Here is a 24,991-nt window from a genome sequence, read left to right on the forward strand (position 1 = left end):
TTGAAATGGAAACAAAACTACATTCTTTTTTACAATCTGGTCTAATAGATAAGTACATATTAGGCACAGCAACTCCTTCTGAAATAACGGAAGTAGAACACTACATTTCTACTTATCCTGAAGCAGAAGAAGAGTACATGAAATTGCAAGACAACCTAGAAATTCTTGCTAAGGCTAATGCTGTTGAAGCTCCTATGTTTATTTTAGATTCAATTCATGAAGCCATTGACGAAAAACCTGTAATTTCTTTAGAACCAAAAAAGGTAAAGTCTAAAACGCCTTGGTACAAATACAGTATTGCTGCAAGTATTGCTGCATTTGTTTTTGCTGGAGCAGCTACAATGTTATACCTTCAAAATCAGTCTTTATTAAAAGAAAACCAAGTAGTTGTAGACGAGATTTTTGATTTAAGAAGCGACATAGAAAAAAACAACAGTAAGTTAGATGATGTTATGCGCCAGTTTATGGAACTTAACAATCCTGATACTGAAAAATATGTATTAAGAGGTAATGAAAGAGCTAAAGACCTTAAAACCGTTGCTTACATTAATGCAAAAGAAAAAACATCAATGATTGATGTGGTGTCTTTACCAAAATTACCTGAAAACCAAACCTATCAAATTTGGGCTGAGTTACAAGACAAGATGGTAAACCTTGGTATTTTGGACGTTGCTAATAGAAAATTAAAACAAATACCTTATATGGAAGATGCTTTAGGCTTAAGTATAACTATAGAGCCTAAAGGAAACCAAAACAGTGCTAGTGCAGAAAATGCCGTAGCAGAAATAGCTTTAAAAAACAACTAGTTAATTTCACATTAATAAAACTAAAAACCACCTGAATTCAGGTGGTTTTTTTATTCAATCATCTCTATAAAACTTATTCTTTTGAGAATAATGCTTTATGAATTAACCCAGCAACAATAGCACCAGCAATTGGAGCTAACCAAAACAACCATAACTGAGAGGTAAATTCTCCTCCAGCAAATAATGCTTGACTTGTTGACCTAGCAGGATTTACTGATGTATTAGAAATTGGAATACTTATTAAATGAATTAAAGTTAAAGCTAAACCAATAGCAATTCCTGCAAAACCTTCAGGTGCTTTCACGTAGGTACTTCCTAAAATAATCAGTAAAAAGAACATTGTTAACACAAACTCGGTCATTAAAACAGAAGTCATACTAAACCCTCCAGGAGACAACTCTCCATAACCATTAGCAGCAAAACCTCCAATGTCCACAAAATCTGATTTTCCTGTTACAATAAGATACAACACTCCTGCAGCAGCAATTGCACCAATTAATTGAGCTATAATGTAACCCAACACATCTTTAGCAGGAAACTTTCCTCCTGCCCATAACCCTAACGAAACTGCAGGATTAAAATGCGCTCCTGAAATATGACCAACAGCATAAGCCATTGTTAGCACTGTTAAACCAAAAGCCAATGCTACTCCAACAAACCCAATACCTAAATCAGGATAAGCAGCTGCAAAAATTGCACTTCCGCAACCACCAAATACAAGCCAAAAAGTTCCGAAGAACTCTGCGAATAATTTTTTCATGATTAAAAAATTTTATTAGTTAGATAAATAAATGTAATTCTATTTATGCTTACGACACTAATTTTGTTAATAAGTCACAAAATGAGCACTTTACAATCCGTTAAAAGCTTATTAAAACCCTTTCATCATTCTATATTAAAATAGTATCTTTGTAAAAATTTTTACAATGAAACTCTTACTTATTACATTAATTCTTTTAGGCTTAGGAATTGCTGGAATTGCTATAAAACTTTGGGCAAAAAAAGATGGGGAATTTGCTGGTACATGTGCTAGTCAAAACCCTATGCTAAACAAAAGTGGAGAAGCTTGTGGTTTTTGCGGAAAAACGCCTGATCAGTTCAAGAATTGTAATGAACCTCAACACTCATAAACCTTAATGCTTATACTAGAAATACTGTTCTATATATTTATATTAGTTACAGCTATTCAAGCATTTTTTTATATTATTTTATTTGGAAAGTTTTCGTTCTCAAAACCTCAAGAACAGAAACCAAAGAATAGTCCTATTTCAGTCATTATTTGTGCCAAAAATGAGGCTGAAAACCTAAAGGAATTCCTTCCATCTATTTTAAATCAAGACTATCCCAACTTTGAAGTTGTACTCATAAACGACAGCTCAAAAGACGATACTTTAGAAGTAATGGAACACTTCAAAAGTCAATTTAACACTATTAAAATTGTAAATGTAAAAAACATTGAAGCCTTTTGGGGAAACAAAAAATATGCGCTTACATTAGGTATTAAAGCTGCAAAAAATAACTTTTTGTTATTTACTGATGCCGATTGCAAGCCTACATCAAAGCATTGGATTAGTGAAATGAGTAGTCATTTTTCAAATACTAAATCTATTGTAATTGGGTATGGTGCTTACCAGAAAATTAAAGGTTCGTTTTTAAATAAGTTAATACGGTTTGAAACTCTTTTAACCGCAACTCAATACCTTTCTTACACAAAAATAGGGTTGCCTTACATGGCTGTTGGTAGAAACTTAGCTTACAGAAGCGAAACGTTTTATGAAGCCAGAGGTTTTATGAATCATATTGATTTAAACTCTGGTGATGACGATTTATTTGTAAACGAAATTGGAAATTCAAAAAACACTACAATTTGTGTATCAAAAAACAGTTTTACCATTTCAAAACCTAAAACAACCTTTAAAGATTGGATTCTTCAAAAAAGAAGACATATAAGTACTGCTAATCGTTATAAAACAAAACATAAAGTTTTATTGACACTGTTTTACTGTTCACAATTCTTGTTTTGGATTTTAGCAATTGTACTCTTAAGCTTTATGTTTAAATGGCAAATAGTAGTATCGTTAATTACTTTTAGGCTTATCTTTTTTTACGCTATAATGGGTAGTAACGCCAAAAAGCTAGACGAAAAAGATTTACTCCCTCTACTCCCTATTCTAGAATTGTTTTTAATTGTTGTACAATTCTTTATATTTATAAAAAATCTGAAATCAAAACCTAACCATTGGAAGTAAAAGAAGCCATTGAAAAAGCTAAGCTAAATGACCAAATGGCGTTTAACTTTTTATTGGATAAATTTTGGAATGACGTTTATGGTTTTCAATTAAAAAGAACCGAAAACGAAAATGATGCTGAGGACATTAGCATTCAAACATTCTCAAAGGCTTTTGATAAAATTCACACTTATGATGATAAATATGTTTTTAAAACTTGGTTAATTACCATTTCAAAAAACATTCATATAGATTTAATTCGAAAACGAAAATCATCAATTTCAAACACTGTAAATAGCGATGTTGAAAACGAATATTATGGTATTATTGATGAGTCTCCATCACCTGAAGATAAATTAATTACCGAACAAAATTTAGCAAAGCTACTTCGCGACATAAAAAAACTAAAGCCTCATTACCAAGAAGTTATTAACCTTAGGTATTTTCAAGAATTGAGTTACAAAGAAATTTCTGAACAACTTGAAGAACCAATTAATAATGTTAAAGTAAAACTCTTAAGAGCAAAAAAGTTATTAGCTGAAATTATTACTAAAAAGTAATGCGATTTAATTTAAAAACCCTAGGTCCTGGTTTATTGTTTGCTGGAGCAGCAATAGGTGTTTCTCATTTGGTACAATCCACAAGAGCTGGAGCCGATTTTGGCTTTGGGTTAGTTTGGGCTTTATTAATTGTACATCTATTTAAATATCCTTTTTTTCAGTTTGGTCCTCGTTATGCAATGGCTACAGGTGAAAGCCTTTTAGACGGTTACAAAAAACTAGGCAAAGGTGTTCTCATCATCTATTTCTTACTCACATTTGCAACAATGTTTACCATTCAAGCTGCTGTAACTATTGTAACTGCTGGTTTAGCTTCTACGCTTTTTGGAGATTTTATTACTGTTGAAGTATGGAGTATTATCATTTTAGTTATCTGCTTAAGCATTTTAATAAAAGGTCGTTATAACTTCCTTGACAAATTAATGAAGGTTATTGTTGTTACACTTACTATAAGCACTATTGTAGCTGTTATAATTGCATTAATTAACAATGAACATAATGTTTCATTCTCTCAAATTTTACCAAAAGGCAGCATTGAAGTTGGTTTTTTAATTGCATTTATGGGTTGGATGCCTGCACCTTTAGACATTTCAATATGGCATTCGCTTTGGGCAATAGAAAAACAAAAAGAAACTAAAGACCTTACTGTAAAATCATCACTTACCGATTTTAATGTTGGTTACGCTGCTGCCATTATTATTGGTTTAGGTTTTATAGCATTAGGAGCTTTGGTAATGTTTCAATCTGGTGAAACCTTTAGTAGTAAATCCTATATTTTTTGTAATCAATTGGTAAAATTATACACGCAAAACCTTGGCAATTGGTCTTATATTATTATCGCAATTGCAGCTTTTACTACCATGTTCAGTACAACTTTAACCACATTAGATGCTTCACCAAGAGCAATGGATAGGGCGTCTCAGCTATTGTTTAAAAACTCATTAAAGAAAGGTTATTTGTTTTGGATTTTACTATTAACTACAGGAACTATTTGCATCTTTTTTCTGCTAGCTTCAGAAATGGTTTTACTTGTTAAAGTAGCAACAATATTATCTTTTTTAACAGCTCCTTTTTACGCTATAATAAACTACAAACTCATTAGTAGCAAAAACACACCAAAAGAGTGGAGACCATCTATTACAATGCATATTTTAAGCTGGTTAGGAATTCTATTTTTATTTGCATTCAGCATTTGGTATCTCACTACATTATAACATCATTTTAAGATTATACTTTGTATCTTTGCATCTGCAATTGATAATAAATGAATACAGAAACTGCTACAAATACTTCAACTGAGAGACAACCAAAACCAAAATGGCTTCGTGTAAAGTTACCTACAGGTAAAAAATATACTGAACTAAGAGGTCTTGTTGACAAGTACAAATTAAACACAATTTGCACCTCAGGAAGTTGCCCTAACATGGGTGAATGTTGGGGAGAAGGAACTGCAACTTTTATGATTCTTGGTAACATTTGCACACGTTCATGTGGGTTTTGCGGTGTTAAAACTGGACGACCAGAAACACTTGATTGGGACGAACCTGAAAAAGTAGCACGTTCAATAAAAATAATGAATATTAAACATGCTGTATTGACTAGTGTTGATAGAGATGACATTAAAGACATGGGAAGCATTATGTGGGCTGAAACTGTAAAAGCAGTCCGTAGAATGAACCCTAATACCACAATGGAAACACTTATCCCAGATTTTCAAGGTATTGAACAACATATTGACAGAATTATAGATGTAGCACCTGAAGTTGTTTCGCACAATATTGAAACTGTGAGACGCTTAACAAGAGAAGTTCGTATTCAAGCAAAATACGATAGAAGCTTAGGTGTTTTAAAATATTTAAAAGCTCAAGGACAACGCAGAACAAAGTCTGGTATTATGTTAGGACTTGGTGAAACCAGAGAAGAAGTTATTGAGACGCTTCATGACCTAAAAGAAAATGATGTTGATGTAGTAACAATAGGTCAATACTTACAACCAAGCAAAAAACACTTACCTGTTAAGCAATTTATTACTCCAGACCAATTTAAAGAATACGAAGAAATAGGACTTGGTTTAGGTTTCCGTCATGTAGAAAGTAGCGCATTGGTTAGATCGTCTTACAAAGCGCAAAAACACATCAACTAAAATGACAAGGGTTGCTATTAATGGCTTTGGAAGAATAGGCAGACGTGTTTTTAGGCTCATTCAAAACTACAAAAACATTGAAGTTGTCGCTATCAATGATCTTGCTGATACTAAAACGCTAAGCCACTTACTTAAGTACGATAGTATTCATGGTATTTTCAACAAAAAAATTTCTCATGATGAAAATAACATCATCGTTGATGACAAAACCATTCCTTTACTAAATAAAAACAATCCTAAAGATATTGATTGGAGTCCTTACAATGTCAATTTTGTAATTGAAGCTACAGGAAAGTTTAAAGATAAAAACACACTCGAATATCATATTAAAAATGGAGCAGAACGTGTAATTCTTTCAGTTCCACCAAATGAAGATGACATAAAAACTGTAGTTTTAGGTGTTAATGACAGCATTGTTGATCAACAAGAAGTTATACTTTCCAACGCCTCATGTACCACAAATAATGCAGCTCCAATGATTCAAATTATTAATGAACTTTGTGGTATCAATCAAGCTTACATTACTACAGTACATTCTTACACAACCGATCAAAGTTTACATGATCAGCCTCATAGAGACCTACGAAGAGCAAGAGCTGCAGGACAGTCAATAGTACCAACAACTACAGGTGCTGCAAAAGCTTTAACTAAAATTTTCCCTGATTTAGCCAATGTTATTGGAGGTTGTGGTATTAGAGTTCCTGTTGCAAATGGCTCTTTAACCGATATTACCTTCAATGTTAAAAAAAGCACTTCAATAGAAGCCGTAAACGCTGCTTTCAAATCTGCTTCTGAAACCTACTTAAAAGGCATTTTGGAGTACACTGAAGACCCTATTGTATCCATTGATATTGTGGGAAATACACATTCATGCATCTTCGATTCTCAAATGACTTCAGTGATTGGAAATATGGTTAAAATTATTGGTTGGTACGACAATGAAACTGGTTATTCTTCAAGAATTTTAGATTTAATTTGCAATTTATCGGAGAAATCATAACTTTTATCGAATAAATAATTATATTTGTTCAATTAAAGTGGTCTAAATATGTCCCAAATTAAGTACTACATAGTTATTTTTTTAGTTTGCTTTTCTACTCAATTATCATCGCAAAACGCTGTAGATGATGCTGATATTTTAGAATTGCGTTTAGAAAATCATATTACCCAAGCATCTTTTGATAGCGAAAGAGGTAATTACTACAGCGCCAAAGATAACCTCGAAAAAGCGCTAGAAATCTCAGTAAAATTAGGTGATAAAAAAAGTGAAGGTATTATTCATACTAAAATTGCCAGATTACAATTTACTGTTGACGAACCTGAAAACGCACTATTATCATTATCAAAGTCGGCAGAAATTCAACGAAGCATTGATGACTACGCTAATTTAGCAACTACCTATAATGTTTGGGGAATTATTAACTACAACTTAAAAGATTACACTACTGCTTTAGGTTATTTTAATTCAGCTAAAACTAAGTTTGAAGAAGAGGATATGGAAGAATACATTTCTGAAGTATGCCTAAATGAAGCTAAAGTTTACATAAAACTAGAAGATTATAAAACCGCAAAATCTCTGCTTGAAAAGTCTATAATACTTTCAAAAAAGTATAAGCAAAATAGTATTTTAAGTAGTGCTTTAATAAACAGCGGAAAAGTACTACAAGAGCTTGGAAACAACAACTTAGCACTTTCGATGACCAAAGAAGGTTTAGACATTGCAAAAGACAACAATATTGTTGAAAGCATTAACGAAAGCTATTTAACACTAAGCGATATTTATCAAAAAAGCAGTAATTATAAGCTTGCTAATGAATTCCTTAAAAAACACATTAGGCTATCTGACTCTATTTTAGATATTAAAAGAGAAAATCTTTCTCCTGAAAAAAGAGCACAATTTATAAATGAATACAAAGACGCTGAAAACCAACAATTAAAAGCTCAAGTAAAAGAAAAAGATCAAGAAAGTAATCTTACAAAAATCACAACTATATTGAGTATTGCTTTAATTACTATCCTTTCTTTACTTACTCTATCTTTATACAAAAACAACAACATAAGGCTAAAAACCAACAACATGCTGCATAAGAAGAATGATGAGTTGGTAATCGCAAAAGAAAAAGCTGAGTTAGCCTCAAAAACCAAAGCAAACTTTTTATCAACCGTAACTCATGAGTTGAGAACACCTTTATATGCTGTAACTGGTCTTACAAACATGTTATTGGATGAAAACCCGAAACCAGACCAGATACCACATTTAAAATCGCTTAAATTTTCGGGAGACTATTTATTAACCTTCATTAATGATATTCTTCAAATTAATAAAATTGAAGCTAACAAAGTTGAGTTAGATCCCGAGGTTTTCAATCTTAAAAGTAAAGTTGAAAATGTAATTTCAGCATTAAATAATTCGGCATTGGATAATAATATTCAAATGCATTACGAATATGACAAAGACCTTCCAACAACGTTTGAAGCTGATCAATTAAAGATTTCTCAAATCCTTATCAACCTAATTGGTAACTCTATAAAGTTTACTAAAGATGGAGACATTTGGGTAAGAGTTAACAAGATCAACGAAAAAAATGGTGTCTTTAATGTGCGATTTGAAATTGAAGATAACGGAATTGGAATTACTAAAGAAAAGCAAGAAAATATGTTTGAGAGCTTTTCACAAGGCTCTATTCAAATCAACAGAAAATATGGTGGAACAGGTCTAGGGCTTTCCATTGTAAAAGGACTTATTGAGATATTAAAAGGTAAAATTTATTTAAAAAGTGAATTAGGGAAAGGATCAACATTCTTTTTTGAAATACCACTTGCCTACACTGAAGAAACTGTAAAAGTTAAAAAAGAGAATTTTTCTAAAAACATCAACGAATTGGACTTAAGTAACATTAAAATTTTAGTGGTTGAGGATAACAAAATCAACCAAATGATTACAAAGAAAATTCTGAATAAAATGAATCTTTATTGTGATGTTGTTGATAATGGCGAAGAAGCTGTTGAAAAGGTAAAAGAAGAGAGCTACAATGTAGTTTTAATGGACATCCACATGCCTGGAATTAGTGGTTTAGAAGCCACTAAAATAATAAGAACCTTTGATAAGGAACTTACTATTTTTGCCTTAACAGCTGTAACCTTAGAAGACAAAATGCACGAGTTTGATGAAGCTGGTTTTGATGATATTATTTCAAAACCATTCAAACAAGAAGATTTTGAAAGAAAACTGTTTAATGCCTTGGTACAAAACCAAAGTCCAACGGCTATTTAACAGCTTTCAATGTAATTATTAATTAATCTATCAAACCTCAATTTATCATCTATACTTACCTGTATTGGTAAGTAGTAGAGATTCCCTTCTCCTTTAAAATGAGGCGAAAGTCTCATATAATCTTTTTCGGTGGTTAATATAATGTGTTCTTCTTTCAATGCATTAATCTCATTTTCCGAAAACAAATGATGATCTTTAAAGTTCAAATGCTTAAAGTCTAATGCTTTTGATTTTAAATACTCAACTAGCGGGTTCGCATTAGCAATACCTGTTACCAAAGTAATTTTTTTATCTTTAAAAAACTCAAGAGGTTGCTCTTCTGCTAAACTAATAACAGTATTAGAATACTCAATAGAACTAAAAAACACATCTTGATTAGCATTTGGCTTCAACCGTTTTATAATCTCATTTTTTTCTTGTTCAGATAAACTAGATGGACATTTAGTAACTACTATTGCATTAGCTCGTTTTGCTCCTTGCTTTGGTTCTCTTAAATTTCCTGTTGGTAATAAAAAGTCGTCTACATACAACGCATTGTAAGATGTTAACAATACATAAAAACCAGCTTTTACTTTTCGATGTTGAAAAGCATCATCCAATAAAATCACATCTGGCTTAGGGGTTAAAGCCCTTAAGTTGACAATACCTTCTCTCCTATTAGCATCAACTGCAACTTTAATAGTTTCAAACTTTGAATAAAACTGAAAAGGCTCATCTCCAATACGCATTGCATCAGTATTTTTATCAGCTAGCACAAAGCCTTTAGTGACTCTTCCGTAACCTCTACTTAAGGTTGCCACTTCATAATTAGACTTTAGCAATCTAATTAAGTATTCTATCATTGGTGTTTTTCCTGTTCCTCCAACACTCAAGTTACCAACTGCTATTAAAGGAAAATTATAAGATGTGGATTTAAAAATCCCAGCATCGTAAAACTTATTTCGCAACCATGTTACCAAATAATAAATTGGTACAACAGGCAACAATATGTTTCGTATTAACTTCATCGCAACTAAAGTATAATATTTTATCTTTGATACAAACTTTACTGCCATTATGCTTATAAAAGATGTAATTAATTATTTAGAAGAACTAGCCCCTTTAAACTATGCCGAAGATTTTGACAATGTTGGACTTTTGGTTGGTGATAAAAACGAACCATTAACTGGTGTTTTAGTCACTTTAGACACACTAGAATCTGTTGTTGACGAAGCCATTGAAAAAAACTGCAACCTTATTGTTAGTTTTCATCCTATAATATTTAAAGGCTTAAAAAAACTAAATGGCAACACTTATGTTGAACGTGTAGTAATTAAAGCCATTAAGCACAATATTGCTATTTTCTCTATCCACACTGCATTAGACAATGCTCTACAAGGTGTTAATGACATTATTTGTAACCAGTTAAGCCTTAAATCGAAAAAGATTCTTATTCCTCAAAAAGGCACAATTAAAAAACTTACAACCTATGTTCCTAAAAATAATGCTGAAGCGCTAAGAACTGCTTTATTTAATTCTGGTGCAGGAGCTATTGGTAATTATGATCATTGTAGCTTTAATAGTGAAGGCATTGGCACTTACAAAGGTAATGCATCTTCAAACCCTACTATTGGAGAAAAAGGCGTGCTACATTTTGAAGAAGAAACTCAAATTTCAGTTACGTTTAGTAAACATTTAGAATCAAAAATTGTTACTGCATTGTTTAAAAATCATCCTTACGAAGAAGTAGCTTACGAAATAACAACTCTAGACAATTATAACCAAAACATAGGAATAGGTATGGTTGGAGAACTTGAAAAAGAAATGCCAACTACTGATTTTTTTAATTATGTGAAAGAAAAAATGAATGTTACTGCAATTCGTCATTCAAAAATCGTAAAAGATGGCATTAAAAGAATTGCTGTGCTTGGAGGCTCAGGTAGTTTTGCGATATCTGCTGCAAAGTCAGCAAATGCTGATGTTTTAATAACTGCTGATCTAAAATATCACGATTTTTTTGCTGCAGAAGACCAAATAATCTTAATGGATATTGGTCATTATGAGAGCGAACAACACACAAAAACATTTTTAGCTGACTATCTATCAAAAAAAATTACTAATTTTGCAGTCGTTTTATCAATGACAAATACAAATCCGGTAAAGTATTTATAATTATGGCAAAAAAAGTTGAAGTTTCTGTTGAAGATCGATTGAGAGCCCTTTACGACTTACAATTAATCGACTCGAGAGTAGACGAAATAAGAAATGTGCGTGGAGAACTCCCTTTAGAAGTTAGAGATCTTGAAGATGAAGTGGAAGGTTTAAATACAAGACTAGAAAAATTAGGTTCTAATCTTGAAATGATTGATGAGGACATCAAAGCTAAAAAGAATTTAATCGAAGAAGCTAAAGCCTTAATCAAAAAATACAGCGAGCAGCAAAAAAATGTAAGAAACAACAGAGAGTACAACTCACTTACAAAAGAAATAGAATATCAAGAACTTGAAATTCAATTGGCTGAAAAGCACATTAAAGAATTTAAGGTTCAAATAGAACAGAAAAAAGAAATTATTTCTGAAACTAAAAGCAAACTTAAAGACCGTCAAACGCACTTAAAACACAAAAAAGGTGAATTAGACGCTATTTTAGCTGAAACTGAAAAAGAAGAAGAAGCTCTAATTAAAAAGTCTGAAGAGTACCAAAAGCAAATTGATGAAAGGTTAGTAAAAGCGTATTTAAGAATACGTAATAATGTAAAAAACGGATTAGCTGTTGTACCAATTGAAAGAGGTGCATCTGGTGGTTCTTTCTTTACTATTCCACCTCAAGTACAGGCAGAAATTGCTTCACGTAAAAAAGTAATTACTGATGAGCACAGTGGTCGTATCTTAGTTGATGCAGCTTTAGCTGAAGAACAAAAAGAAAAAATGGAAAAGCTTTTTGCTAAGTTATAATCCATTTTAAAAATGCATATTTAAACCCAGGCCTCAACGTCTGGGTTTTTTATTTAATAAAATTTTCACACTTCATCTTTAAGGTTAATTATCTTTATACGACTATAAAAAGAAAATTACCTATGAAAAATTACATTTCAATATTAGTTATTACCCTTTTATTTAGTTGCCAAAACACTGCTCAAACCAATAAAAAACAACAAGCTTTAATGACTCTAGAGCCTGTTGAAGTTCCTTTAAAAGATGGAAAAGCTAAAGCTTATTTTGCAAGTGGTTGCTTTTGGTGTGCTGAAGCTATTTACCAAAGTGTTATTGGTGTAGACGAAGTAATCTCAGGATATTCTGGAGGTCATACTAATAACCCAACATACCAATCTAGTAATACAGGTAGAACAGGTCATGCTGAAAGTATTGAGGTAATTTATGACCCTAAGGTTGTAAGTTTTTCTGATTTGGTTGAAGTCTATTTTAGCTCTCAAGACCCAACACAAGTTAATGGTCAAGGTCCTGATAGAGGTTCGCAATATCGCTCTATTATTTTTTATCAAAATAACGAGCAAAAACAAATAGCTGAAACCCAAAAAGCTAAATGGGCAACCAAATTAAATGCTGTTATTGCTGCCGAAATAATGCCTTTTCAAAAATTTTGGGAAGCTGAAGGTTATCATCAAGATTTTGAAGAACGCAATCCAAATAATGCTTACATACAAAATGTATCTAGAAAACGTTTGGAGCAGTTTAAAAGATCATGTCCTTACTTAGTAAAAAAAGAAGCTAAAGACATTATAAACAAAGAGAACTAAACCTTAGTTGCTTTTATCTCAAATATTAAAGGATAAAGTTTATCCTTAGTAGCATGCATACCAGATTTGGTTTGTTCTAAATCTGGTAGTACGTTATACGGACTTTCGTCATATTCATTTAGATAGTCTATTCGTAATCCTGCTTTAGTTAATGCGTTAATTACTTCGCTCAATCCATGATTCCAACCATATTCCTTACTAATCATTTTTGAATCGGTATTAGCGTAAGTACCTTCATATTCCTCATAGATCACTTCATCTTGCATGTAACCATATTTCATAATAGGTTTACCTTCTAAATAATCAAACATCCAAACTATAGGATGAAACTCAGCCATATAAAAAACACCTCCTTTATTTAAACGATCAGCAATCATTTGTCCCCAAGGTTCTAAATTTGGTAACCAACCAATAACACCATAGCTTGTAAAAACAATATCAAAGGTATCAGTAACATACTTAGAGGTTTCTAAAACATTACAGCACACAAAATCGGCATCTAACTCTAGTTCTTCATTTAGCTTTTGAGCAAAACCAATGCCTTCATCACTTATATCGACACCTACACAATTAGCTCCTAGCCTGCTCCAACTTAAAGTATCTTGACCAAAATGACATTGCAAATGCAACAAAGACTTTCCTTTCACATCACCTAAAGCCTTTAACTCATATGGCATAAGTGAAGATGCTCCATTTTTAAAAGCTTCAAGATCATACATTCCACTTTCAACATGAATCTTGGTCTTTTCATTCCAAGTTGCCTTATTGGTTTCAAAATATTTTGTTAAGTTTTCCATATTTCAGCTTTTAAAACATCCAAAGTACAATTTTGATACGTATACATTGTATAAAATATCCCGCTTTAAGCGTCTATATATATTCAGCAAGCGCCTTGTTTCTTCAAGGCGCTTTTTTATTATAATCCATTAACTGAAAAGACACTTCAGTTCCTTCGCCTAATTCACTTTTAATATGTAGTTGACCTCCAAGATTTTCTATATAAGCTTTTGCTATAGCTAACCCTAACCCTGTACCATGTATGCCTGCTTTATTATCTAAATCAGTGATAAAAAAAGGCAAATGCACTTGATTTAATTGATCTTTAGATATGCCTATACCATTATCTTTTATTACAAATTCAATTGCATTAGAATTTAAATAATTACAATATATAATCACTTTACTCTTATGTCCTGAAAATTTTATTGCATTGTCGATAATATGGCTTAATGTTTTCTTTAGCTTTTCTTCATCGCTCATTAGGCTATAGTTAGTGTCACAATTAAAATTTACAGATAATTGGATATCTTTTTCCATAGCTTTCTTAGCAAACTCACTTCTGAGGTCATCTATCAATTTGTAAATATTAATGCTCGAAATATTGAGAGCCACATTACCACTTTCTAATTTTGAAATCTCTAAAACATCATTAAACATGTTTAGCAACAAATTGCTATTATCTTCAATAATACTGAAATACTGATCATTCTCTTCATTAGAAGCCGTATTAGATTTCAATAGATTTGCACTACCAACAATACCATACATTGGTGTTTTAATTTCATGACTCATGTTGCTTAAAAAGGCTGTTTTAAGCTTATTTGAGCGTTCAGCTTCATTTTTTGCATTAATAGTAATCTCATGCTCTTTTTTAAGCATTTCTTGAAGTTGGTTTTCCTTAACAAATGCTTTATGTAGTTGCTTAATTAAAAAAGAAACAGAATATACTGTAAGCAAACTAAAAATAACATTATTGGTAAAAACAATAACTAGACCTTCAAAAGGTCCTTCTAGAAAAAAAGTAATTTCAACAATATTAAAATACTTAACCAACAAGACAATAGAATAAAACAGAGCTGTAAACAAAACCGAATTAACTCCAGACTTAGTACTACTATACAATGTAACCAAAACACTAAGCATAAACAGTAAAATTGGGCCATTACCTCCCAGACCTAAATCTAAAACCAGTCCAAAAGAAAGCAAGAAAAAAGTTACAGTAAACACTTGTTTTCTAACACTTAAACTAAAACTTTTATAAAAAAAAGCAAACAATAAAACAGCAAATGCAATAGTATCTGCATAAAACACAAACCATTTATCTAAAATAATCGCAGCAGTAATACTTGGGATATAAGAAATAGCTCCAAGCACAATGGTTAGTGTAAATATAGATATGAAAAGGTTATCTCTATAATAAGACAATCTATCGGTTTCAAGCTTGTGATTTTGTAACCCAAGGTAGTTTATGTACCACTTTCTATATGAAAACCAAAGATTTTTTAGCATTGTAATGAGGTGTTAGTCTGGGGCGAACAAATCTATTTAATACAAATCTACTCAATTCTAAAGCTATATACTGTATTTATAACCATAAGTGCATAAAATAATTCTTATTTTTGTTAACAACACAAAATTTTATTCAATTGACCAATTATAAATTAGGGCTTGATTTTGCAAGAGAACAGGACCAAAATGACGCAATATCACACTACAGAAACCAATTCCACATCCCAAAAGACAAACATGGAAACGATTGGTTATATTTTACAGGAAACTCATTAGGATTACAACCAAAAAACACAAAAAAGTATATTCAACAAGAGTTAGATGATTGGGCTGATTTTGGTGTTGAAGGTCATTTTGAAGCCAAAAACCCTTGGATGCCTTATCATGAGTTTTTAACTGATTCTATGGCAAAAATTGTAGGCGCAAAACCTATTGAGGTGGTTGTAATGAACACACTTACCACCAACCTTCACTTGTTAATGGTTAGTTTTTATCAACCTACAAAAACTAAATATAAAATAGTTATTGAAAGTGATGCTTTTCCTAGCGATAGATATGCTGTACAAACACAATTAGAATTTCATGGGTTTGATGCAAATGAAGGTTTAATTGAATGGAAACCTCGAAAAGGAGAAGAACTTTTAAACATTGAAGATTTAGAGGCTATACTAAACGAACAAGGTGATGAAATTGCATTACTACTTATTGGTGGTGTAAATTACTACACAGGACAATATTTGGACATAAAAAAAATTGCTGAGTTAGGTCACACCAAAAACTGTATGGTTGGTATCGATTTAGCGCATGGTGCAGGAAACATTCAACCAGATTTACACAATTCTGGAGTCGATTTTGCTGCTTGGTGTACTTATAAATATTTAAACTCAGGACCAGGAAGTTTAGCAGGTCTTTTTGTACACGAAAAACATGCACACAATACAAAACTAAAACGTTTTGCTGGTTGGTGGAGTCACAACAAATCTACACGATTCAACATGCGCCAACCGCTAGATGTTATTCCAGGCGCTGAGGGTTGGCAACTCAGTAATCCTCCAATTTTATCAATGGCTGCTATAAAAGCATCGTTAGATATGTTTAACGAAGTTGGTATGGATGCGCTTCGTAAAAAATCAGAACAACTAACTGGTTATTTTGAATTTTTATTGAATGAATTAAATAATGACCAAATAAAAATCATTACACCATCTAACCCAAACGAAAGAGGTTGTCAACTTTCTATTCAAGTAAAAAATGCTGATAAAAGTTTACATAAAAAATTAACCGAAGCTCATATTATAACCGACTGGAGAGAACCTGACGTTATTCGTTGTGCTCCTGTACCATTGTACAACACATTTGAAGATGTGTATAGAATGGTTGAGAAATTAAAGACTATTCTAAATGAGAAACAAATTAGTTGATTCTATAATTAAAAATGAAGATATACTAATAAAGCTTGTTAAAAAATCAGAGGAAAGTTTATTAGAACATTTGACTTTACTAGGTCTTTTAACAAATAGAAAAGATATTTTAATAATAACAAATAAGAGAATATTACTTGTATCAAAAAGCAAGGTTATAAAAAACAAAGAGTACACTAATTTTTCAAAAATTAAATTCAATCCATTAAATCACAACTTAAGTTTTGAAGATAACGATAGCCTTAAACAATTTATTAATTTAAATAATTTTAGAATTTCATATAAGGAAATCCAATATTTAAAAAGTAAATTAAATAATTAAATAAAGATTCCTGCCTTCGCAGGAATGACAAACATGACTAAACAACAAAACATACTCATTATTGGCGCAGGACTTTGCGGTTCACTATTAGCATTACGCTTAGGACAAAGAGGTTTTAACGTCACTGTTATGGAAATGCGTCCTGATTTACGTAAAGTAGATATTTCTGCAGGTCGTTCCATAAACCTAGCTTTTTCTGATCGTGGCAACAAAGCCATGAAACTAGTTGGCATTGAAGACAAAGTAAAAGACCTTTGTATTCCTATGAATGGTCGTATGCTTCATGACATAGAAGGCAATACTGTTTTAGCACCTTATAGTGGTCGCGAACATGAGTTTATAAATTCTATTTCAAGAGGTGAACTCAATGCACTTTTACTTGACGAAGCTGAAAAGCATGAAAATGTTTCCATTTACTTCAACAGAAAATGTAAATCGGTAGATTTCGAAAAAACGACAGCTCTATTTAAAGATTACACAAACAACACTGAATTTGTTGAAGACGCAGATGTAATTATTGCTACTGATGGAGCAGGTTCTGCAATGCGAAAAAGTTATTATTTGGGAAAAAAGTTTCTCTTTAGTTTTTCGCAAGATTGGTTAACACATGGCTATAAAGAATTAAGTATTCTTCCTGGTGAAAACGGAAGCTATAAAACCTATAAAAATGCGTTACATATTTGGGGACGCGAATCGTTTATGCTTATAGCATTACCAAATCTCGATGGTAGTTTTACAGTAACGCTATTTTTAAGCTATGATGAAGGCGAATACAATTTCAATAATCTAACCACAAAAGAGCGTGTTCTAGAGTTCTTCGAAAAATATTTTAAAGACGCTCTAGAGCTCATGCCTAATCTTGTTGACGATTTCTTTGAAAACCCAACATCACCTCTCGGCACAGTAAAATGTTCGCCTTGGCATTACAAAGGCAATACGCTTTTAATGGGAGATGCTGCACATGCTATTGTTCCGTTTTATGGTCAAGGTATGAATGCTTCCTTTGAAGATGTTGTAGAATTTGATAAAGTCCTAGATGAAGGTCATGACGATTGGGAAACCATTTTCAAGATTTATGAAAAATCTCGTAAAAAAGATACTGATGCCATTGCTGACTTAGCTATCGATAATTTTCACGAAATGAAAGGTCATGTTAATCATGCAAACTTTAGAGAAAAACGCACTTTAGAAATGGCTTTAGAAAAGCATTTTCCTAATGACTATTCTTCAAAGTATTCTCTAGTAACTTTTAACGAAGACATTGGTTATAGAGAAGCCATGTTAAGAGGTCGCGCACAAGACAAAGCAATACTTAATATGCTAGCAGATGGCAAATTGAATATTCAAGACGATTTAAAATTGAATTTAGAAAAGGTAAAAACTGAAACCGAAAACATTTTAGAAGACGATAGAATTGCTGGATTGAAGTAGGTTGTCATTCCGCACTACGATGCGGAATCCATTTTAACCTCAAAGAAACATGAATAGATTCTGAATCAAGTTCAGAATGACAAAAAGATAAACACATTATGAACGAAGGAACAAACGTAACACCAAGAGGCGCTTATCCACATGTAAAAATAGTAGGCGATTTTATATTTGTATCAGGTACAAGTTCGCGCAGAAAAGACAACACTATTGCTGGTGTTGATAGTATAGATGAAATGGGTACAAAACGATTAAACGCTTACACCCAAACACAAGAGGTTTTAAAAAATATTGACAAAAATCTACAAACCGTTGGAGCGAGCTTAAAAGATGTGGTTGATGTCACATCGTTTCTAGTGAACATGAATGACTTTGCTGATTATAATAAAGCTTACGCTGAATTTTTTGATAAAGAAACTGGACCAACAAGAACAACCGTTGCGGTTCATCAATTACCACATCCAGATTTGGTGGTTGAGATTAAGGTGATGGCGTACAAAAGAAAAGAGTAAAGAACAGAGAGGAAAGACAAAAACTCTATTTTCTATACTCTTTTCTCTATTATCTGTGAATAAAATGAACATCAAAAACTACATAAACGGCGAATTCACAAATCCAGAAAGCAATCAGTGGATTGACAACTACAATCCTTCAAACGGTGAAGTTTATGGACAAATTCCAAACTCATCAAAAGACGATGTAGACCAAGCTTATCAAAGCGCTAAATCTGCTTTTCCTAGTTGGAGTCAAACTACTTTAGAAGAACGTAGCAGAATTCTAATTAAAATTTCAGAATTACTAGAAGCCAATTTAGACCGTTTTGCAGAAGCCGAAAGTAAAGACAACGGAAAACCAGTAAGTCTTGCTAAAATGGTTGATATACCTAGAGCTGCAAGTAATTTTAGGTTTTTTGGAAATGCCATTACACAATTTGCAAGTGAAAGTCACGAAAGCGTTGGTCAAAACGCTGTAAATTATACACTTCGCCAACCTATTGGTGTTGTAGGCTGCATTAGTCCATGGAATTTACCACTATATCTCTTTACTTGGAAAATCGCACCAGCAATAGCAGCAGGTAATTGCGTAGTTACCAAACCAAGTGAAATCACACCAATGACAGCGTATTTGTTAGGCGAAATTTGCAATGAAGCAGGATTACCAAAAGGCGTTTTAAATATTGTTCACGGTTTAGGAACATCAACAGGTCAAGCCATTGTAGAGCACCCAAATATCAAAGCCATTAGCTTTACTGGTGGAACTGCAACTGGTGCACATATTGCCAAAGTCGCTGCACCAATGTTTAAAAAACTGTCTTTAGAATTAGGCGGAAAAAACCCAAACATCATATTTGCCGATTGTGATTATGACGACATGTTGAACACAACCGTACGTTCATCGTTTGCCAATCAAGGTCAAATTTGTTTATGCGGAAGCCGAATTTTTGTAGAAGAAACTATCTATGACAAATTCAAAACTGATTTTGTCGAAAAAGTTAAAAGTTTGAAAGTTGGTCATCCTTCTGAAAAAGACACAAACATTGGAGCATTAGTTTCAAAACCGCATCTCGAAAAGGTAAAAAGCTACATCGAAATTGCTAAAGAAGAAGGTGCAACTATTTTATGTGGCGGAAACGAAGTTACTGTTAAAGGTTACGAAAATGGTTACTATTTACAACCTACAGTTATAGAGGTAAAAACAGACGATTGTCGAGTAAACCAAGAAGAAATCTTTGGTCCAGTAGTTACCATTATGCCATTTAAAACTGAAGATGACGTTTTAAACATGGCTAATAAAGTAAAATACGGATTATCAGCAACACTTTGGACCAATAACTTAAATCGAACAATGCGATTGAGCAACCAATTACATGCAGGCATTGTATGGGTGAACACTTGGATGATGCGCGATTTACGTACACCTTTTGGTGGTGTAAAAGCAAGCGGAGTTGGTCGCGAAGGTGGATTTGAAGCTTTACGCTTTTTTACTGAGGCTAAGAATATTTGTATAAAGTATTAATGTCATTCCTGCGAAAGCAGGAATCTCATTTAACAATATAAACTAAAAAGATTCCTGCCTACGCAGGAAGTTATTATGGACTTAAAACTAAACAACAAATACGCGCTAGTATGTGGTAGCACAGCAGGAATTGGTAAAGCAACTGCTTTAGCTTTAGCTGAAGAAGGTGCAAATATCACACTAGTAGCAAGAAACGAAGACAAGCTAAAAGCTGTTTTAGACGAATTACCAAAACACAGAAACCACGATTATATCGTAGCCGATTTTTCTAATCCGATGGAATTAAAAGAAAAAGTAGAAAGCTATATTAAGAATAATCACGGATTTCATGTGTTAGTAAACAATACTGGTGGACCAGCTGGTGGACCAGTTTTTGATGCTAAAATAGAAGAATTTGAAAATGCCTTTACACAGCATTTAAAATGCAATCATGTATTAGCACAAGCGGTTGTTCCGTTTATGAAAGATGAAGAATATGGACGTATTATTAATGTAATTTCAACATCTGTAAAACAGCCATTAGACGGACTTGGTGTAAGTAATACCATTCGTGGTGCTGTAGCCAACTGGAGCAAAACCTTGGCTAACGAGCTTGGACAATTTGGCATTACCGTAAACAATGTGTTACCTGGAGCAACAGGAACAGAACGTTTAACTGAAATTATTAAAAACAAAAGCGCTAAAACTGGTAAAACAGAAGAAGATGCTGCTAATGCGATGAAAAGCGCTGTACCAGCAAAACGGTTTGCAAAACCTGAAGAACTAGCTGCAGCCATCACCTTTTTAGCAAGTGAAAAGGCGAGTTACATTAACGGAATTAACCTTCCTGTTGATGGTGGACGAACAAAATCTTTGTAACTTTATAACATAAAATCAAACGTCATGAGTAAATTATATCCTCCCATAAATTTTAAAGAATGGATTGAAGAAAACCGTCACTTATTAAAGCCTCCTGTTGGCAATAAAGTAGTTTGGAAAGATGGTGATTTTATTGTTATGGTTGTTGGTGGACCAAACAGCAGAAAAGATTATCATTATAATGAAACTCCTGAGTTTTTCTATCAAGTTGAAGGAGATATTACACTAAAAGTTATTGATGAAGGCGAGCCTAAAGATATTCATATACGTGAAGGAGAAATGTTTTTATTACCACCTAAAGTACCACACTCACCTCAACGTGGCGCTAACACAGTTGGATTGGTTATAGAATACCCTCGAGAAGAAGGTGTAAAAGATGCTTTGCTGTGGTTTTGTGAAAACTGCACAACAAAACTGTATGAAGAAGATTTTACTCTAGACAATATTGAAACTGATATGCCTAAAATTTTTGATAAATATTATGGTGATTCTGGTAAACGCAGTTGTCCTAACTGTGGAAATGTAATGCAGCCACCAAAAAAAGTTCAGATAGAAGAATAACTTATGAAACGTAAACTTCGTATAAACGGTCACTCACACTTACTTCCTTATCCTGAAGAAATCCCTAAGTTCATGAAAGACAAAGGTATTTTTTGGGTGGATAAAGACCGAAAATTCATGCTTCAAAAAGATTGGAGTCGACCAGTAACTGATTCTAGTTTCTTCCTCAATGAAAAATTAGCGTGGATGGAGCGTTTTAAAATAGACCATGCAGTCGTTTTAAACCTTTCTCAACTCTACGGAAACGGATTACGTGTTGAAGAAATGAAACAAGCCTTACGTTTTCAAAATGATTTCAATGCTAAAATTCAACATGACAACCCAAGCAAGTTTACTTGTGGCTTTGTAGTGCATCCTGGATTTGTACGTGGTGCTTGTTGGGAAATTGAACGTTGTGTAGAAGAATTAGGCCTACAATTGCTATGCTTACCTACACACTACATGGATACAATAGGTACTTGGCGTTGCATTTTTGACGAAGAAAATGAACCAATCTTTGAGCTTGCAAACAAGTATAATTTAGCTGTAGAAATTCACCCTTACGATGGTGAAAAATTTATAAAGCTAGAAAACACCTCATGGCGTTTTCACCTTATTTGGATGCTAGCCCAATGTGCAGATGCGTATCACTTTTTAACCTTAAACGGTTATCAAGACAAATATCCAAATATGCGAACTTGTTTTGCTCATGGTGGGCAGTTGGCACAGATAAACTTAGGAAGACGTATACAAGGATTTGATGGACGACCAGATTTATTTGAAGGTAAACACCACCCAAGAAAAGCAGTTGGACACAAAAACATCTTTTTTGACACCTTAGTTCATGATACAGGAAGTTTATCATTACTTATAAAAAACCAAACTTCTAAACAGGTTTTAATGGGATTAGACGACCCTTATCCTTTAGGAGAAATGGAAAGCGCTAAACAGTCTTCTTATCCTGGTAAAATTTTGGATTTAGCTATAGAACGAAATATAATTACAGAAGAAGAACGTGATGCGATGTGGGAAGATAACGTCATACAATGGTTATGTGGTGATGATGAAGATGCTAAGAAAAAATTGGTTAATAGAATTTTAGGATAACGTGTCTCCTCGAGCGCAGTCGAGAGGTATTATGAAATCATACTATGTTTACATATTAAAATGTTCTGATGGATTAACTTATACTGGTATTACAAACAATATATCTAGAAGATTTGAAGAACATCAAAAAGGTTTAAATAAAGATTGTTTCACTTATAAAAGAAGACCTTTAGAGTTAATTTTTTATCAAAAATTTAATGATATTGATCAAGCTATCTATTTTGAAAAGAAAATTAAAAAATGGAGTGGAAAGAAAAAATTAGCTCTTGCAAGTGAAAATTTTAATTTATTACAAATTCTTTCTGAATGTAGAAATGCATCACATTCAAAATATAAACCTTAAGGTCTCGACTGCGCTCGACCTGACAAAACTAGACTAAACTCAATGTGGTGGTCAACCTAACATTTACAAATAAACATTATGCACTTTTTACCTCAACAATTAGATGATTACGTAGTTGCACATTCTGAAAACGAACCAGAATTACTACAACAACTTACTAGAGAAACCTATCAAAAAATATTGCAACCACGAATGCTCAGTGGTCATTATCAAGGTAGAGTGTTGAGCATGATTTCTAAATTGGTTTACCCAAAAAACATCCTTGAAATAGGTACTTACACTGGTTATTCGGCTTTATGTTTAGCTGAAGGCATGCAAGGTAATGGTGAATTAGACACCATAGATATTAATGAAGAGTTAGTAGATTTTCAAAGAAAATATTTTGACAAATCAGAGTACGGAAATCAAATTCATCAACATTTAGGTAATGCACTGGAAATTATTCCAAAACTAAATAAGACTTTTGATTTAGTTTTTATAGATGCTGATAAACCAAATTATGTAAACTATTTTCACACCATTATTGACAAACTCAACGTTGGTGGCATCATTTTATCAGACAACGTGTTGTGGAGCGGAAAAGTTATTGAAGCACTAAAACCTGATGATGCTTCAACTAAAACATTGCTAGAGTACAATGCGCTTTTAAAAAATGACCCTAGAGTAGAAACCGTTTTATTACCAATAAGAGACGGATTAACAATAAGTAGAAAACTACCATCATAAATAGTATGAACACATTAGACATAAGAACTGTTGATGTTGTAAAATATATTACACCTTTAAGAGAAGGTGGTTCTTTACCTGCTATTGTTGAAGCTAGCGACGGTTTTCTCTATGTACTAAAATTCAGAGGTTCTGGTCAAGGAAAAAAAACACTAATTTCCGAATTAATTGGAGGTGAAATAGCACGTGCTATTGGTTTAAAAGTTCCTGAATTAGTTTTTATGAATTTAGACGATTCGTTTAGCAAAACAGAACCTGACGAAGAGATACAAGACTTACTTAAATTTAGTGTAGGCTTAAATCTAGGATTACATTATTTAAGTAGTTCTATTACTTACGATCCTTTAGTGTTTGACGTTGATAGTTTAACAGCTTCAAAAATTGTATTATTAGATAGTATTATTAGCAATATAGACAGAACAGCCAAAAACACAAATCTGCTTAACTGGAATAAAGAATTATGGGTTATTGATAATGGAGCTAGCTTCTATTTTCATCATAATTGGGCTACTTGGGAAAGTCATTTAACAAGAACATTTCCTCTTATAAAAGACCATGTATTAGTTAAACAGGCAACACGTCTTGATGAAGCTTCAAAAACAATCATTGAAGCTTTAAATAAAGACACGTTAGAAACCATTATTAACACAATACCCGAAAATTGGCTACTAAATGAATCTGATGTGTTAAACCCAAGTCAAACAAGAACAGCCTATTTGAGCTATTTAATTTCTAGACTATCAAACATTGATGCTCTAATAAACGAAATCGAAAATGCAAGATAAAGTCACTTTTGAATATGCCATAATTAGACTCGTTCCAAAGGTTGAACGTGAAGAGTTTTTTAATGTTGGAGTCATTTTATACTCTAAACGAAAAAAATTTCTTAATGTTAAATATCATGTCGACAATGAGAAGTTAAAGGCTTTTTCTTGCGAACTTGACAAAGAAGACATCAATAATCACTTAAAATCTTGGGAACTAATTTGTAAAGGCTCACCTTCATCTGGAGCAATTGGACAATTTGAACTTTCTGATAGATTTCGTTGGTTAGCAGCCTCAAGAAGCACAGTAATACAAAGTTCTAAAACACATTCTGGTTTAACCGATAATCCAGAAGAAGAATTAAATAAAATTTTTGAAAAGCACGTATTATAGCTAACAATACAAACAAAAAACCTCTCAATACTGAGA

Annotated in this window: 27 protein-coding genes; 23 read left to right on the plus strand and 4 right to left on the minus strand. The window is 32.7% G+C overall.

The features are described 5' to 3' along the window. The first annotated feature begins 5 nt into the window (after positions 1-5). The gene (locus DMZ43_RS01465; RefSeq protein WP_129759219.1) at positions 6-806 is read left to right on the plus strand and encodes an anti-sigma factor; all 801 of its coding nucleotides are present in this window, start codon (positions 6-8) and stop codon (positions 804-806) included. Between the two features lie 73 nt (positions 807-879). On the opposite strand, the gene aqpZ is transcribed toward DMZ43_RS01465, so the two are convergent. Continuing rightward, a complete protein-coding gene (gene aqpZ, locus DMZ43_RS01470; protein WP_187347830.1) occupies positions 880-1,566 on the minus strand; it encodes an aquaporin Z in 687 nt (228 codons plus the stop codon). 166 nt (positions 1,567-1,732) lie between these two features. Between aqpZ and DMZ43_RS01475 the strand changes: the two genes are divergently transcribed. Genes DMZ43_RS01475 through DMZ43_RS01505 form a run of 7 tightly spaced genes read left to right on the plus strand, consistent with a single transcriptional unit; the run spans position 1,733 to position 9,011 of the window. Next, positions 1,733-1,936 carry a membrane or secreted protein gene (locus tag DMZ43_RS01475; protein ID WP_131505914.1) on the plus strand — a complete coding sequence of 68 codons (204 nt, stop codon included), beginning with the start codon at positions 1,733-1,735 and terminating at the stop codon, positions 1,934-1,936. Positions 1,937-1,942: 6 nt separating this feature from the next. After that, positions 1,943-3,055 (plus strand): glycosyltransferase, encoded by a 1,113-nt coding sequence (locus DMZ43_RS01480; protein ID WP_187347831.1) that lies wholly within the window; start codon positions 1,943-1,945, stop codon positions 3,053-3,055. Beyond that, positions 3,046-3,594 (plus strand): RNA polymerase sigma factor, encoded by a 549-nt coding sequence (locus DMZ43_RS01485; protein WP_131505915.1) that lies wholly within the window; start codon positions 3,046-3,048, stop codon positions 3,592-3,594. Before DMZ43_RS01480 ends, DMZ43_RS01485 begins: the two co-directional genes overlap by 10 nt. Next, entirely contained in the window at positions 3,594-4,808 is a 1,215-nt protein-coding gene (locus DMZ43_RS01490; RefSeq protein WP_131505916.1) for an Nramp family divalent metal transporter, read from the plus strand. The genes DMZ43_RS01485 and DMZ43_RS01490 overlap by 1 nt, the downstream gene beginning before the upstream one ends. Before the next feature lie 50 nt (positions 4,809-4,858). Beyond that, complete coding sequence (gene lipA, locus DMZ43_RS01495; RefSeq protein WP_129759223.1) at positions 4,859-5,737, plus strand: lipoyl synthase; 879 nt, start codon at positions 4,859-4,861, stop codon at positions 5,735-5,737. A gap of 1 nt (position 5,738) precedes the next feature. Next, on the plus strand, positions 5,739-6,737 hold the full coding sequence (gap, locus tag DMZ43_RS01500; protein WP_131505917.1) for a type I glyceraldehyde-3-phosphate dehydrogenase: 999 nt from the start codon (positions 5,739-5,741) through the stop codon (positions 6,735-6,737). Between the two features lie 48 nt (positions 6,738-6,785). Continuing rightward, positions 6,786-9,011 carry an ATP-binding protein gene (locus DMZ43_RS01505; RefSeq protein WP_131505918.1) on the plus strand — a complete coding sequence of 742 codons (2,226 nt, stop codon included), beginning with the start codon at positions 6,786-6,788 and terminating at the stop codon, positions 9,009-9,011. Here the strand turns inward: DMZ43_RS01505 and lpxK are convergent. Beyond that, entirely contained in the window at positions 9,008-10,018 is a 1,011-nt protein-coding gene (gene lpxK / locus DMZ43_RS01510) for a tetraacyldisaccharide 4'-kinase (protein WP_131506520.1), read from the minus strand. The genes DMZ43_RS01505 and lpxK overlap by 4 nt on opposite strands. Positions 10,019-10,067: 49 nt before the next feature. Between lpxK and DMZ43_RS01515 the strand changes: the two genes are divergently transcribed. The 3 genes from DMZ43_RS01515 to msrA all read left to right on the plus strand — a co-directional run bounded on the left by DMZ43_RS01515 (position 10,068) and on the right by msrA (position 12,747). Next, positions 10,068-11,162 (plus strand): Nif3-like dinuclear metal center hexameric protein, encoded by a 1,095-nt coding sequence (locus DMZ43_RS01515; RefSeq protein WP_131505919.1) that lies wholly within the window; start codon positions 10,068-10,070, stop codon positions 11,160-11,162. 2 nt (positions 11,163-11,164) lie between these two features. After that, the gene (locus tag DMZ43_RS01520) at positions 11,165-11,944 is read left to right on the plus strand and encodes a zinc ribbon domain-containing protein (RefSeq protein WP_131505920.1); all 780 of its coding nucleotides are present in this window, start codon (positions 11,165-11,167) and stop codon (positions 11,942-11,944) included. A 122-nt stretch (positions 11,945-12,066) separates the two neighbouring features. Then, positions 12,067-12,747 (plus strand): peptide-methionine (S)-S-oxide reductase MsrA, encoded by a 681-nt coding sequence (gene msrA, locus DMZ43_RS01525; protein ID WP_131505921.1) that lies wholly within the window; start codon positions 12,067-12,069, stop codon positions 12,745-12,747. On the opposite strand, the gene DMZ43_RS01530 is transcribed toward msrA, so the two are convergent. Next, the gene (locus tag DMZ43_RS01530) at positions 12,744-13,544 is read right to left on the minus strand and encodes a bifunctional 2-polyprenyl-6-hydroxyphenol methylase/3-demethylubiquinol 3-O-methyltransferase UbiG (RefSeq protein ID WP_131505922.1); all 801 of its coding nucleotides are present in this window, start codon (positions 13,542-13,544) and stop codon (positions 12,744-12,746) included. The two genes, msrA and DMZ43_RS01530, sit on opposite strands and share 4 nt — an antisense overlap. Before the next feature lie 103 nt (positions 13,545-13,647). Further along, on the minus strand, positions 13,648-15,036 hold the full coding sequence (locus tag DMZ43_RS01535; RefSeq protein ID WP_131505923.1) for a HAMP domain-containing sensor histidine kinase: 1,389 nt from the start codon (positions 15,034-15,036) through the stop codon (positions 13,648-13,650). Positions 15,037-15,173: 137 nt separating this feature from the next. Between DMZ43_RS01535 and kynU the strand changes: the two genes are divergently transcribed. The 12 genes from kynU (at position 15,174) to DMZ43_RS01595 (ending at position 24,955) form a co-directional block, all read left to right on the plus strand. Then, on the plus strand, positions 15,174-16,457 hold the full coding sequence (gene kynU, locus DMZ43_RS01540) for a kynureninase (RefSeq protein WP_131505924.1): 1,284 nt from the start codon (positions 15,174-15,176) through the stop codon (positions 16,455-16,457). Then, positions 16,438-16,779 carry a hypothetical protein gene (locus DMZ43_RS01545; protein WP_131505925.1) on the plus strand — a complete coding sequence of 114 codons (342 nt, stop codon included), beginning with the start codon at positions 16,438-16,440 and terminating at the stop codon, positions 16,777-16,779. The genes kynU and DMZ43_RS01545 overlap by 20 nt, the downstream gene beginning before the upstream one ends. 33 nt (positions 16,780-16,812) lie before the next feature. After that, positions 16,813-18,210 carry an NAD(P)/FAD-dependent oxidoreductase gene (locus DMZ43_RS01550; RefSeq protein WP_131505926.1) on the plus strand — a complete coding sequence of 466 codons (1,398 nt, stop codon included), beginning with the start codon at positions 16,813-16,815 and terminating at the stop codon, positions 18,208-18,210. Between the two features lie 98 nt (positions 18,211-18,308). Beyond that, positions 18,309-18,719: a RidA family protein gene (locus DMZ43_RS01555; protein ID WP_131505927.1), complete on the plus strand. Its 411-nt coding sequence runs from the start codon at positions 18,309-18,311 to the stop codon at positions 18,717-18,719. A gap of 64 nt (positions 18,720-18,783) precedes the next feature. Continuing rightward, entirely contained in the window at positions 18,784-20,223 is a 1,440-nt protein-coding gene (locus DMZ43_RS01560; protein ID WP_131505928.1) for an aldehyde dehydrogenase, read from the plus strand. A 75-nt stretch (positions 20,224-20,298) separates the two neighbouring features. Next, positions 20,299-21,081: an SDR family oxidoreductase gene (locus DMZ43_RS01565; protein WP_131505929.1), complete on the plus strand. Its 783-nt coding sequence runs from the start codon at positions 20,299-20,301 to the stop codon at positions 21,079-21,081. Positions 21,082-21,105: 24 nt separating this feature from the next. Next, complete coding sequence (locus tag DMZ43_RS01570; protein ID WP_131505930.1) at positions 21,106-21,642, plus strand: 3-hydroxyanthranilate 3,4-dioxygenase; 537 nt, start codon at positions 21,106-21,108, stop codon at positions 21,640-21,642. Between the two features lie 3 nt (positions 21,643-21,645). Continuing rightward, on the plus strand, positions 21,646-22,728 hold the full coding sequence (locus tag DMZ43_RS01575; protein WP_131505931.1) for an amidohydrolase family protein: 1,083 nt from the start codon (positions 21,646-21,648) through the stop codon (positions 22,726-22,728). Positions 22,729-22,759: 31 nt separating this feature from the next. Then, positions 22,760-23,071, plus strand: a complete 312-nt coding sequence (locus tag DMZ43_RS01580) for a GIY-YIG nuclease family protein (protein WP_131505932.1) — start codon at positions 22,760-22,762, stop codon at positions 23,069-23,071. A gap of 78 nt (positions 23,072-23,149) precedes the next feature. Continuing rightward, the gene (locus tag DMZ43_RS01585; RefSeq protein ID WP_131505933.1) at positions 23,150-23,797 is read left to right on the plus strand and encodes an O-methyltransferase; all 648 of its coding nucleotides are present in this window, start codon (positions 23,150-23,152) and stop codon (positions 23,795-23,797) included. A gap of 5 nt (positions 23,798-23,802) precedes the next feature. Beyond that, entirely contained in the window at positions 23,803-24,582 is a 780-nt protein-coding gene (locus DMZ43_RS01590; protein WP_131505934.1) for a HipA family kinase, read from the plus strand. Further along, positions 24,572-24,955 carry a DUF3037 domain-containing protein gene (locus tag DMZ43_RS01595; RefSeq protein WP_131505935.1) on the plus strand — a complete coding sequence of 128 codons (384 nt, stop codon included), beginning with the start codon at positions 24,572-24,574 and terminating at the stop codon, positions 24,953-24,955. The genes DMZ43_RS01590 and DMZ43_RS01595 overlap by 11 nt, the downstream gene beginning before the upstream one ends. Positions 24,956-24,991 lie beyond the last annotated feature (36 nt).

This window comes from Meridianimaribacter sp. CL38, from assembly GCF_004328055.1.
GTDB classification, from domain to species: domain Bacteria; phylum Bacteroidota; class Bacteroidia; order Flavobacteriales; family Flavobacteriaceae; genus Gaetbulibacter_B; species Gaetbulibacter_B jejuensis.